The sequence below is a fragment of the uncultured Zoogloea sp. genome, assembly GCF_937894855.1.
Taxonomy (GTDB): domain Bacteria; phylum Pseudomonadota; class Gammaproteobacteria; order Burkholderiales; family Rhodocyclaceae; genus Zoogloea; species Zoogloea oryzae.
Genome location: NZ_CALAYQ010000004.1, coordinates 1 through 10,414 on the forward strand (window position 1 = coordinate 1; position 10,414 = coordinate 10,414).

Sequence of the window (10,414 nt, forward strand, 5' to 3'; positions counted from 1 at the left end):
GGACGGCGTGATCGCCGACTTCACCGTGACCGAGCAGATGCTCAAGCAGTTCATCAAGAAGGTTCACGACACCCGCCTGTTCTCGCCCAGCCCGCGCATCATCATCTGCGTGCCCTGTGGTTCGACCCAGGTCGAGCGCCGCGCGATCCGCGAATCTGCCCTCGGCGCCGGTGCCAGCAACGTTTACCTGATCGAAGAGCCGATGGCCGCGGCGATCGGTGCCGGCATGCCGGTGGCCGACGCGACCGGCTCGATGGTCGTCGATATCGGCGGCGGCACCACCGAAGTGGGCGTGATCTCCCTGGGCGGCATGGTGTATGCCGGCTCGATCCGCGTCGGCGGCGACAAGTTCGACGAAGCCATCGTCAATTACATCCGCCGCAACTACGGCATGCTGATCGGCGAAACCACCGCCGAATCCATCAAGAAGGAAATCGGCTCGGCCTTCCCGGGTTCCGAGGTCAAGGAGATGGAAGTCAAGGGCCGCAACCTGGCCGAAGGCATCCCCCGCGCCTTCACCATCTCGTCCAACGAGATCCTCGAAGCCCTCACCGAGCCCCTCAACCAGATCGTCTCCGCGGTCAAGATCGCCCTTGAGCAGACCCCGCCCGAACTGGGCGCCGACATCGCCGAGCGCGGTATGGTCCTCACCGGCGGCGGCGCGCTGCTGCGCGACCTCGACCGTCTGCTGATGGAAGAAACCGGCCTGCCGGTGATCGTCGCCGACGACCCGCTGACCTGCGTGGTCCGTGGTTCCGGCATGGCCCTCGAAAAGATGGACCAGCTCGGCTCCATCTTCACCAGCGAGTAAGACGCGTCGGCTGCGACAGGGCGCCCGCGGTGAACCTCACGTTCCTCCGCGTGCGTCAGCGACCCGGGCTTGTCCCGGGCGCAGCCGTTTACCGCGCCACCTGAACATCCCTCGATGGTCGGCCATTCGCCTCCTCCCTTCTTCAAACGCGGGCCTGCGCCGCTGGCCAAGCTCGTGTTCTTCGTGACCGTCTCGCTGGCGCTGCTGGTCTCCGACCTCAACCTGCGCTACCTCGACGCCTTCCGCCAGGGCCTGTCTGTGCTCGCCTATCCGCTGCAGATGGCGGCCGCCACGCCGGCGGATTTCGTGCGCAACGCCTCCAACTACTTCGCCTCGCTGGTGCGCCTGCAGATCGAGAACAAGGAGCTCAAGAGCAAGCAGCTCCAGGGCGCCGAGCGCCTGCTGCGCCTCGACCAGATCGAGCAGGAGAACCGCCACCTGCGCGCCCTGCTCGACGCCCGCGAGCGCCAGCCGGTGAAATCCGTGGTGGCCGAGATCATGTACACGGCCAAGGATCCGTTCTCCCGGAAGGTGATCCTCGACAAGGGCGCCCAGGCGGGTGTCGAACCGGGTCAGGCAGTGGTGGATGATGTCGGCGTGATCGGCCAGATCACCCGGGTCTTTCCGATGCAGTCCGAACTCACGCTCCTCACCGACAAGGATCAGGCGATCCCGGTGATCATCGTGCGCAGCGGTTTGCGGGCGGTGCTGTTCGGTTCGGGCAACGGTCTGATGGAGCTGCGCTACCTGGCCGCCAACGCCGACATCCAGCCCGGCGACAAGGTCGTCACCTCGGGGCTCGATGGCGTCTTCCTGGCGGGTCTGCCGGTGGCGACGGTGGCGCGGGTCGAGCGCGATCAGGCCCAGACCTTCGCCCGCATCCCCTGTCTGCCCGCCGCGGGTGTCGAGCAGTTCAGCCATGTGCTGGTGCTGGGCCATCGCGAAAGCCTGCCGCCCCGCCCGCCGGAGCCCGAAGTCATCAACAAGGGCAAGGGCGGCAAGGGTCGCAAGGCCAAGGCGGCAAAGGAGTAAGCCATGCAACCGACCAACCGTTCGAGCCGCATCCTGCTCCCGGTGAAGATGTGGTTTGTGTATCTGACCCTCTTCATCGCGCTGTTCCTCAACTACATCCCCACCGGCCATCTGCCCGCGGTGCCCGACTTTGTGGCCCTGGTGCTGGCCTTCTGGTGCGTGCGCGAGCCGCTCAAGATCGGCATCGGCGCCGGCTTCGTGTTTGGCCTGCTCACCGACATCGGCGTCGGCGCGGCGATGGGGCAACATGCGTTTTCCTACGTGCTGCTGGCCTATGCGGCCAACGAGCTGTCGCGCCGGGTGCTGTGGTTCACGCCGGTCGAGCAGGCGCTCCACGTGCTGCCGCTGCTGTTCATGTCGCAGGTGGTGATGGTGGTCGTGCGCCTGATCGCCGGGGCCGAGTTCCCCGGCTGGTGGATGTTCTTCGGCTGCTTCGTGGCCGCCCTGCTGTGGATTCCCCTGCACTACGTGCTGCTGCTGCCCCAGTACCAGCCGATGGAGCGGGATGAGAATCGGCCGATCTAGTGAGGGCCGGGGCGTGAAGGGCAAGGATTCGCTCATGCCTGCCGCTGGGCGCGCCTGCGTCGTGGTCGTGGGGGCTGCCCGATGACCTCGATCCGCACGCCTGAGCAGGAGCTCGGCCGTTTCCGCGCCCGCCTGGCGGTGGCCGGCGCGGTGGCGCTTGTGTGTTTCGGGCTGCTGGCCGCGCGCTTCTTTTACCTGCAGGTGGTGCGCTACGACTACTACTCCACCCGCGCCGAAGACAACCGGATCTCGCTGGTCCCCATCGTGCCCAACCGCGGCCTCATCGTAGACCGCAACGGCACCGTGCTGGCCCGCAACTACTCGGCCTATACGCTCGAAATCACCCCGTCGCGGGTGGCGGATCTGGAGCAGACCATCGAGGCGCTCTCCAAACTCGTCGACATCCAGCCCAAGGACCGCAAGCGCCTCAAGAAGCTGATGGACGAATCCAAGAGCTTCGAGTCGCTGCCGATCCGCAACCGCCTCACCGACGAGGAAGTCGCCCGCTTCATCGCCCAGCGCTACCGCTTCCCGGGCGTCGAGCTCAAGGCACGGCTGTTCCGCGACTACCCGATGGGGGCCTTCGGCTCGCACATCATCGGCTACATCGGGCGGATCAACGACCGCGATCTCGAACGCATCGAAGAAAACGACGACTCCGCCAACTACCGCGGCACCGACCACATCGGCAAGGCCGGGCTCGAGAAGAGCTACGAGCGCGAACTCCACGGCCAGACCGGCTACGAGGAGGTCGAGGTGGATTCCGGCGGCCGCGCGGTGCGGGCCCTGCGGCGCACGCCGGCCACGCCGGGCAACAACCTGGTGCTCACCGTCGATCTGAAGCTGCAGGAAGTCGTCGAGAAGGCCTTCGGCAACCGCCGCGGCGCGCTGGTGGCCATCGAGCCGGGCACGGGTGGCGTGCTGGCGCTGGTGTCGGTGCCGACTTTCGACCCCAACCTGTTCGTGGACGGCATCGCCCCGCAGGACTGGGACGAGCTCAACAACTCGCCCGACCACCCGATGGTGAACCGCGCCCTCAACGGCGCCTACCCGCCGGGCTCCACCTTCAAGCCCTTCATGGCGCTGGCTGCGCTGATGAGCGGCAAGCGCACCCCTGGTCAGGCGATCTCCGATCCGGGCTACTTCGACTTTGGCGGCCACCACTTCCGCGATGACAAGGCGGGCGGCCACGGGGTGGTGGACATGTACAAGTCCATCGTGCACTCCTGCGACACCTATTACTACAAGCTGGCCAACGACATGGGGATCGACCTGATCGCCGCGCAGATGGCCCAGTTTGGCTTTGGCAGCCGCACCGGCATCGACATCGAGGGCGAAAGCTCCGGCGTGCTGCCTTCGCCCGAGTGGAAGAAGCGCCGCTTCAAGAAGCCCGAGCAGCAGAAGTGGTTCGGCGGCGAGACGATCTCCATCGGCATCGGCCAGGGCTACAACGCCTACACCATGCTGCAGCTGGCGCACGCCACGGCCACGGTGGCGGCGGGCGGGGTGATGTTCAAGCCCCACCTGGTCAAGTACATCGAGAGCGCCAAGGACGGCTCGCGCCGGATGATCGAGCCCCAGCCGATCAAGACCATCCCGATCCGCCAGGACCACCTGGACACCATCCGCCGGGCGATGGTCGGGGTGAACCGCGAGGGCACCGGCACCCGCGCCTTCGCCGGCGCCCCCTACCAGGCGGCCGGCAAGACCGGCACGGCCCAGGTGTTCTCCCTGAAAGGCGCCAAGTACAACGCACGGATCGCCGAGCGTCTGCGCGACCACGCCCTCTTCATCGCTTTCGCCCCGGCCGACAAGCCCACCATCGCCCTCGCGGTGCTGGTGGAAAACGGCGGCTTCGGTGCCGAATCCGCCGCCCCGATCGCCCGTCAGGTGCTCGATTACTACCTCCTCGGCAAGCTGCCGGCCGGCATCGCGCCGGAATACCCGGGCGCCGAGGGAACGACGGGAGACAACGCCGGTGATTGATTCCCGCTTCGACCCCCGCAAGTGGCCGGGCTATCTGATGGCACCCCTCGATGGTGCGCTCCTCACCATCGTGGTGCTCATTCTGGGTTTTGCGACGGTGGTGATGGTCAGCGCCTCGCCGGAGCGCCTTGACACCCTGGCGCTCAACGTCGGTGTGGCCTTCGTGGTGATGTGGATCGCCGCCAGCATCCCGCCCCAGCGGATGATGAGCATCGCGCTGCCGCTCTACGTGCTGGGGGTGTTGTTGCTCATCGGGGTGGCGTTGTTCGGCGACGTCTCGAAGGGTGCCCGGCGCTGGCTCAACATCGGTGTGGCGCGCATCCAGCCGTCCGAGCTGATGAAGATCTCCATGCCGCTGATGCTCGCCTGGTATTTCCAGCTGCGTGAGGGGGCGCTGCGGGTGCGCGATTTTTTCATCGCCGCCGCCCTGCTGCTGGTGCCAGTGGGGCTGATCGCCAAGCAGCCCGACCTGGGCACCGCGGTGCTGGTGGCGGCGGCGGGCTTCTACGTGCTGTTCTTTGCGGGGCTCACCTGGCGGCTGATCCTGCCGGTGGCCGTCGTAGGCATCGCCGGCATCGCCGCCATCGTGGTGATGGGCGACACCATCTGCCAGCCGGGTGTCGAATGGCCCGGGATGCGCGAATACCAGAAGCACCGGGTGTGCACCCTGCTTGATCCGACCTCCGATCCCCTCGGCAAGGGCTTCCACATCATCCAGTCCACCATCGCCATCGGCTCCGGCGGGGTGCTCGGCAAGGGCTGGGGCCACGGCACCCAGACCCACCTGGACTTCCTGCCCGAGCGACATACCGACTTCATCTTCGCGGTGCTCACCGAGGAATTCGGGCTTGCCGGCGCCGTGATCCTGGTGTTACTCTATATCTGTCTGATTTTTCGCGGTTTGTTTATAGCCGCAGGTGCCCCGACCCTGTTCTCGCGCCTCCTCGCTGGCGCGCTCACGCTGATCTTCTTCACCTACGCGTTAGTGAACATGGGGATGGTGAGCGGAATCCTCCCCGTGGTGGGCGTTCCGTTGCCCTTTGTCAGTTACGGTGGCACTGCACTCGTTACCCTTTGTCTTGGTGTCGGGATGCTCATGAGCATCCAGCGTCACCGGCGTCGGGTAGGTGCCTGAACCCGCGTGCGCCCTGGCGCACGCCCGAACAGGAATACGTGTCATGCCCCCTGTAGCGATCTCCCGTCGCGCCGGCCTGCTGCCGGTGCTCTTTTGTAGCGCCCTCGTGTTGTCCGCCCCCGCCGTGGGTGCGCCTGCCGTCGCGTCTGCAAGCTCCACTAGCGATGCCGCGGCCCTCACCGGCCTCAAGCCCGGCGCCCGCTTCCATTTTGCCGACGGCGTGTTCAAGAATGATCGCCTGCCCGTCGACGCCCAGGCCGCCGAGTCCGAAGAAGCCGCTGCGGCGCCTGTCGTCGAGAAAAGCGATTACTCCCTCAAGGGCTCGATCGCGCCGGGCGCCGGCCTGACCCTCGAAAAGGGCGTCGCCAGCTGGTACGGCAAGATGTTCCACGGCCGCAAGACGTCCAGCGGCGACACCTACGACATGTACGCGATGACCGCGGCGCATCCGAGCCTGCCGATCCCCAGCTATGTGCGGGTGACCAACCTGGCCAACGGCCGCTCGGCGGTGGTGCGGGTGAACGATCGCGGGCCCTTCCATCCGGGCCGGATCATCGACCTCTCCTACGCCGCGGCCTACAAGCTGGGCTACACCGACCAGGGCCATGCCCAGGTCGAGATCGCCCTGGTGCTGCCCGAGGATGTGGCTTTTGTGCAGCCGGGCCGCCCGGTGCCGCCGATCCGCCGCGCAAAGGCGCCGGCCCCCCAGGCGCCGGTGGCGGTCGCCCAGCGTCCGGCCCCCGCGCCCGAGCCCGTGGCGGCCGCAGAGCCTGCCCGCCCGGTGGCCGAGTCGCTTGTCGTGGCTGCAGCGGCGCCGGTTTCCGCCGTGCCTGTGCCGGCAAGCCGTCCGGCCGAGCGGGTCGGCAGCGAGGTCTTCCTGCAGCTGGGGGCCTTCGGTACCGCCGGGACAGCCGAGCACTTCAAGAACTTCGTCGAGCATGAGCTCAAGTGGCTGAAGGAATCGGTCTCGGTGCTGGCTTACGAGGGCAAGTTCCGCCTGCGGGTCGGGCCTTTCCCGTCGGCCATCGAGGCCCGTTCCATCGCCGAGCGGATCGCCGGTACGCTCAAGCTCAAGCCCTCGGTCGTCCAGCGCTGAAGCCCTTGAGCGCGGGGATATAAAACCCTGCTGATAGCAAGGAAATTTTGCACCCTTTGGCTATACTGAAATTAACCAAAGGGAGGACGCCATGAGCTTCATCGATTCCCCCATCAGCCGTTGCGAAGCGGTTCGTGAGATGGTCCTGACCGACCAGACCCAACGCCAGTGTGCGTTAGAGCACGAATGTCCGCCGGGGCGTAACTGCCCGCTGGACGGGTGCTTTGCCGAGATCTCCGGCCTCACCGAGGCGGCGACCCTCGCCGAGGTGGCGGCGGCCGAAGCCGCCCATCACCGCGCCTGAAGCATGGCCAACCGGACCCTCGGTACCCGCCAGAAGCTGGTCTTCCGCGGCCCCGACAAGGGGCCGGGCGGCGTGCCGAAATCGCCCCGCAACCCGCTGGTCGTGCCGGCCCTGCAGCGCAAGGCCGGGCCCCATGACAAGTCAACGGGCGGGAAGCGTCAGGCCGAGAAACGCGCGATGAGCCGCCAGCTGCAACGGCTGGCGGGTGCGGTTTCGGGCGAATCCGAATGAAGGCCTGAAAGGCCGCCGGGGCGCAGGCCCCAGGGGGCTAGCGCAGCTTTTCGAGCAGGCCGTCGAGTTGATCCAGGTTGCCGAACTGGATCGTCACCGCGCCAACGCCCTTCTTGTTGGCCTTGATCTTCACGGTGGCACCCAGGCGATCGGCGATCTCTTCTTCCAGACGCAGGATGTCCCGGTCGGGTGCCGGTGCGGGGAGCTTCGTCTTCGGATTGAGCTCGTGCTGCACGAGGCGTTCGGCCTCGCGCACCGACAGCCCGCGGGCGGCGATCAGGTTGGCGAGGCCGACCTGCGCAGCGCCGTCCAGCGGCAGCAGCGCCCGGGCGTGGCCCATGTCGATGTCGCCGGCCATCAGCAGCTCCTGCACCGGCGGGGCCAGCTGGAGCAGGCGCAGCAGGTTGGAGGCGGCCGGGCGTGAGCGCCCGACGGCGTCGGCGGCCTGCTGGTGGGTCATGCCGAACTCCTCGATCAGGCGCTGGATGCCGGCGGCTTCTTCGAGGGGGTTGAGGTCTTCGCGCTGGATGTTCTCGATCAGCGACATGGCCAGCGCGGCCTCGTCGGGGATCGCGCGCACCAGGCAGGGCACGCTCACCAGCCCGGCGATCTGGGCGGCGCGCCAGCGGCGTTCGCCGGCGATGATCTCGTAGCGTTCGGAATCGAACTGGCCGCCGATGGGGCGCACCAGGATCGGCTGCATCACGCCCTGGGATTTGATCGAGGCGGCGAGTTCTTCCAGCGAGCCCGGGTCCATCCGGGTGCGGGGCTGGTATTTGCCGGGCGACAGTTCGCTGGCGGGCAGCACCTGGAGTTCGCCTTCGTTCTTCGCGTCGTCGTCGGTGTTGGCGGCGAGGAGGGCGTCGAGGCCGCGGCCGAGGCCTTTGAGTTTGGGAGGTGCCATGGTGGGGTCGGTTAAGTCTTGATCCGCGCGATCATTTCCTTGGCGAAGGCCAGGTAGGCCTGGGCGCCCTTGGCGCTGCGGTCGAACACCACGCCGGGCAGGCCGTGGCTGGGGGCTTCGGCGAGGCGCACGTTGCGCGGCACGATGGTCTTGAACACCTTGTCACCGAAGTGGCTTTCGAGCTGGGCCGAGACCTGCTGCTGCAGCGTCACCCGCGGGTCGAACATCACCCGCAGCAGGCCGATGATCGACAGGTCGCGGTTGAGGTTGGCGTGGACCTTCTTGATCGAATTGACCAGATCGGACAGGCCTTCGAGGGCGTAGTACTCGCACTGCATGGGGATGATGACCCCGTGGGCCACGCACAGCCCGTTGAGGGTGAGCAGCGACAGGGACGGCGGGCAGTCGATGAGCACGAAGTCGTACTCGGCGCGGTGCAGCGCGAGGGCGTCGCGCAGGCGGTTCTCGCGGCGGTCGAGGGCGACCAGTTCGACCTCGGCGCCGGCCAGATCGCGATTGGCAGGCAGCACGTCGTAGCCGCCGGATTCGCTGCGCACGCAGGCGTCGGTGACGGTGCTGAGGCCGACCAGCACGTGGTAGATCGACTTGCCTAGGCTGCGCTTGTCGATGCCGCTGCCCATGGTGGCGTTGCCCTGGGGGTCGAGGTCGATGAGCAGCACGCGCTGGCCGGCGGTGGCGAGGCCGGCGGCCAGATTGACGCAGGTGGTCGTCTTGCCGACGCCGCCTTTCTGGTTGGCGATGCAGAAGATGCGGGCCATGTTCAGGTACGTTTCACGATGAGGAGGTGGCGTTCGGCGCCAAGGCCGGGGACGTCGAGGGGAACGCTGCGTTCCAGCGCGAAACCGGCCGGAATGCGGGCGATTTCGTCCTCGGGATAAACGCCTTTCATGGCGAGGATGCGTGTTTCGGGGCCGGCCAGATGGGCGGTGAGGTTCACGAAGTCGGCCAGATCGGCGAAGGCGCGGGAGATGATGCCGGCCGGGGCGTCGGGCGCGTAGGGGGGCTGCCAGGCTTCGATGCGCGCGTGGTGGGCGCGGAAGTTGGCGAGCTTGAGTTCGATCTTGGCCTGGTTCTGGAAGGTGGCCTTTTTTTGCACCGTCTCGACGGAATCCACCTGCAGGTCGGGCCGGCAGATGGCCAGCACGACGCCGGGCAGGCCGCCGCCGGAGCCCACATCCACCAGCCGGTCGATGCCGCCGATGTGCGGCAGCACCGAGAGGGAATCGAGCAAGTGGTGGGTGACGACCTGGGCCTCGTCGCGGATGGCGGTGAGGTTGTACACCTTGTTCCACTTGATGAGCAGGCGGGCGAAGGCGAGGAGCTTTTCCGGCGCGTCGGCAGGCAGATCGAGGCCGAGGGCGGCGATGCCTTTTTCGAGGATGGTGCTCATGCGGATTTCGGCTCCCGGCCGCGGGCCAGTTCGCCGCGCTTCAGCCACACCAGCAGCAGGCTGATGGCCGCCGGGGTGATGCCCTGGATGCGGCTGGCCTGGCCGATGGTCTCGGGTTTGTGCTGGTTGAGGCGCAGCTGGACTTCCTTCGACAGGCCGCGCACGGTGGTGTAGTCGAGATCCGGCGGCAGGCGGGTGGCCTCCGAATCCAGCTGGCGGGCGACTTCATCCTGCTGGCGGTCGATGTAGCCCTGGTACTTGGCGGCGATCTCGAGCTGCTCGACCACCTGCGGGTCGGCCTCGGGCGCTTCGGGGGCGCCGGGGAGCGTCATCAGGCTGGCGTAGCTCACGCCCGGGCGGCGCAGCAGGTCGAAGTAGCTGTATTCGCGTTCGATGGATTTGCCGAGCACGGCTTCGGCAGCTTCGGCCGACACCTTGGCCGGCGTGGCCCAGGTGGCGCGCAGGCGCGCGGTCTCGCGTTCGATGGCCTCGCGCTTGGTGCAGAAGGCGGCCCAGCGTTCGTCGTCCACCAGGCCCAGCTTGCGGCCGGTTTCGGTGAGGCGCAGATCCGCGTTGTCCTCGCGCAGGCTGAGCCGGTATTCGGCGCGGGAGGTGAACATCCGGTAGGGCTCGGAGACGCCGCGGGTGATGAGGTCGTCCACCAGCACGCCAAGATACGCCTCGTCGCGGCGCGGGCACCAGGCGTCCTGCCCCTTCACCTGCAGCGCGGCGTTGATGCCGGCCAGCAGGCCCTGGGCGGCGGCTTCTTCGTAGCCGGTGGTGCCGTTGATCTGGCCGGCAAAGAACAGCCCGCCGATGGACTTGGTCTCAAGGCTGGACTTGAGGTTGCGCGGGTCGAAGTAGTCGTACTCGATGGCGTAGCCGGGGCGCAGGATGTGGCAGTTTTCGAGGCCCTTGATGGAGCGCACGATGTCCAGCTGCACGTCGAAGGGCAGGCTGGTGGAGATCCCGTTGGGGT

12 protein-coding genes are annotated in these 10,414 nt (G+C 67.3%); 8 read left to right on the plus strand and 4 right to left on the minus strand.

The window, feature by feature from the left end; all coding sequences use genetic code 11:
• The 8 genes from Q0672_RS00130 to Q0672_RS00165 all read left to right on the plus strand — a co-directional run.
• Positions 1–811: rod shape-determining protein (locus Q0672_RS00130; protein WP_298618549.1), on the plus strand; the 811-nt coding region annotated here is incomplete at its 5' end.
• A 114-nt stretch (positions 812–925) separates the two neighbouring features.
• Positions 926–1,843 (plus strand): rod shape-determining protein MreC, encoded by a 918-nt coding sequence (gene mreC, locus Q0672_RS00135; RefSeq protein WP_298618551.1) that lies wholly within the window; start codon positions 926–928, stop codon positions 1,841–1,843.
• 3 nt (positions 1,844–1,846) lie between these two features.
• Entirely contained in the window at positions 1,847–2,368 is a 522-nt protein-coding gene (gene mreD, locus Q0672_RS00140) for a rod shape-determining protein MreD (RefSeq protein ID WP_298618553.1), read from the plus strand.
• An 81-nt stretch (positions 2,369–2,449) separates the two neighbouring features.
• Positions 2,450–4,354 carry a penicillin-binding protein 2 gene (gene mrdA / locus Q0672_RS00145; RefSeq protein WP_153163649.1) on the plus strand — a complete coding sequence of 635 codons (1,905 nt, stop codon included), beginning with the start codon at positions 2,450–2,452 and terminating at the stop codon, positions 4,352–4,354.
• Between the two features lie 37 nt (positions 4,355–4,391).
• Entirely contained in the window at positions 4,392–5,489 is a 1,098-nt protein-coding gene (rodA, locus tag Q0672_RS00150; protein ID WP_298618566.1) for a rod shape-determining protein RodA, read from the plus strand.
• 43 nt (positions 5,490–5,532) lie between these two features.
• Positions 5,533–6,585 (plus strand): septal ring lytic transglycosylase RlpA family protein, encoded by a 1,053-nt coding sequence (locus Q0672_RS00155; RefSeq protein WP_298618556.1) that lies wholly within the window; start codon positions 5,533–5,535, stop codon positions 6,583–6,585.
• A 91-nt stretch (positions 6,586–6,676) separates the two neighbouring features.
• A complete protein-coding gene (locus tag Q0672_RS00160; RefSeq protein WP_298618558.1) occupies positions 6,677–6,889 on the plus strand; it encodes a hypothetical protein in 213 nt (70 codons plus the stop codon).
• A 3-nt stretch (positions 6,890–6,892) separates the two neighbouring features.
• On the plus strand, positions 6,893–7,120 hold the full coding sequence (locus Q0672_RS00165) for a hypothetical protein (protein WP_153163652.1): 228 nt from the start codon (positions 6,893–6,895) through the stop codon (positions 7,118–7,120).
• A 37-nt stretch (positions 7,121–7,157) separates the two neighbouring features.
• Here Q0672_RS00165 and Q0672_RS00170 read toward each other — a convergent pair whose 3' ends face one another.
• The 4 genes from Q0672_RS00170 to Q0672_RS00185 all read right to left on the minus strand — a co-directional run.
• Positions 7,158–8,024 carry a ParB/RepB/Spo0J family partition protein gene (locus tag Q0672_RS00170; RefSeq protein ID WP_153163331.1) on the minus strand — a complete coding sequence of 289 codons (867 nt, stop codon included), beginning with the start codon at positions 8,022–8,024 and terminating at the stop codon, positions 7,158–7,160.
• Between the two features lie 11 nt (positions 8,025–8,035).
• On the minus strand, positions 8,036–8,803 hold the full coding sequence (locus Q0672_RS00175) for an AAA family ATPase (RefSeq protein ID WP_153163332.1): 768 nt from the start codon (positions 8,801–8,803) through the stop codon (positions 8,036–8,038).
• Positions 8,804–8,805: 2 nt separating this feature from the next.
• Positions 8,806–9,435 carry a 16S rRNA (guanine(527)-N(7))-methyltransferase RsmG gene (rsmG, locus tag Q0672_RS00180; protein ID WP_298618562.1) on the minus strand — a complete coding sequence of 210 codons (630 nt, stop codon included), beginning with the start codon at positions 9,433–9,435 and terminating at the stop codon, positions 8,806–8,808.
• A partial coding sequence (locus tag Q0672_RS00185) for an FAD-dependent oxidoreductase (RefSeq protein ID WP_298618564.1) occupies positions 9,432–10,414 on the minus strand: 983 nt, incomplete at its 5' end. The genes Q0672_RS00185 and rsmG, both read right to left, overlap by 4 nt.

Bases quoted from the DNA above. Each gene is read 5' to 3' on its own strand.
- mreC (WP_298618551.1), top strand. From the start codon at position 926: ATGGTCGGCCATTCGCCTCCTCCCTTCTTCAAACGCGGGCCTGCGCCG.
- mreD (WP_298618553.1), top strand. From the start codon at position 1,847: ATGCAACCGACCAACCGTTCGAGCCGCATCCTGCTCCCGGTGAAGATG.
- mrdA (WP_153163649.1), top strand. From the start codon at position 2,450: ATGACCTCGATCCGCACGCCTGAGCAGGAGCTCGGCCGTTTCCGCGCC.
- rodA (WP_298618566.1), top strand. From the start codon at position 4,392: ATGGCACCCCTCGATGGTGCGCTCCTCACCATCGTGGTGCTCATTCTG.
- Q0672_RS00155 (WP_298618556.1), top strand. From the start codon at position 5,533: ATGCCCCCTGTAGCGATCTCCCGTCGCGCCGGCCTGCTGCCGGTGCTC.
- Q0672_RS00160 (WP_298618558.1), top strand. From the start codon at position 6,677: ATGAGCTTCATCGATTCCCCCATCAGCCGTTGCGAAGCGGTTCGTGAG.
- Q0672_RS00165 (WP_153163652.1), top strand. From the start codon at position 6,893: ATGGCCAACCGGACCCTCGGTACCCGCCAGAAGCTGGTCTTCCGCGGC.
- Q0672_RS00170 (WP_153163331.1), bottom strand. From the start codon at position 8,024: ATGGCACCTCCCAAACTCAAAGGCCTCGGCCGCGGCCTCGACGCCCTC.
- Q0672_RS00175 (WP_153163332.1), bottom strand. From the start codon at position 8,803: ATGGCCCGCATCTTCTGCATCGCCAACCAGAAAGGCGGCGTCGGCAAG.
- rsmG (WP_298618562.1), bottom strand. From the start codon at position 9,435: ATGAGCACCATCCTCGAAAAAGGCATCGCCGCCCTCGGCCTCGATCTG.